Origin of the sequence: Cryobacterium sp. M91, from assembly GCF_002929615.1 — a bacterium.
Classification (GTDB): Bacteria; Actinomycetota; Actinomycetes; order Actinomycetales; family Microbacteriaceae; genus Cryobacterium; species Cryobacterium levicorallinum.
Genome location: NZ_PJJT01000090.1, coordinates 1 through 339, shown reverse-complemented (window position 1 = coordinate 339; position 339 = coordinate 1). Strand labels below are relative to the sequence as shown.

At 69.0% G+C, this 339-nt stretch carries 1 pseudogene; it reads right to left on the bottom strand.

The annotated features are described in order from the left end of the window. Positions 1-104: 104 nt before the first annotated feature. Positions 105-339, bottom strand: a pseudogene (locus CXY80_RS19570) (hypothetical protein); the annotation flags it as partial.

Here is a 339-nt window from a genome sequence, read left to right as displayed (position 1 = left end):
CCCCGCCCTCCCATGGGGGGGGGGGGGGGGGCTGCGCCCAACGACAGCAATCTGACGACGCAGCATTCATTGAGAATCGGTGGTGTTCACCCTGTCCGTCGACCCTAGAACGGTGGGGGCTCGGTGGGGTCGGTGTCCCGCGGGGTGTTCCAGCTGGTGTTCCAGTCGCTATTCCACGGATCGCTGATCGGTTCGGCTGGCGGCAGCGGTGCGGGCGGGGCTGGCGGTGGTGCTTGTTGTCGCGGTGGGTTGATGCGGGTGGCGGGGTCGGTGGCGTAGTGCTTGCCGGCGGGGCTGGTCCAGTGGACGGTGCCGTCGGGATCCGCGACGGCTTTCCAA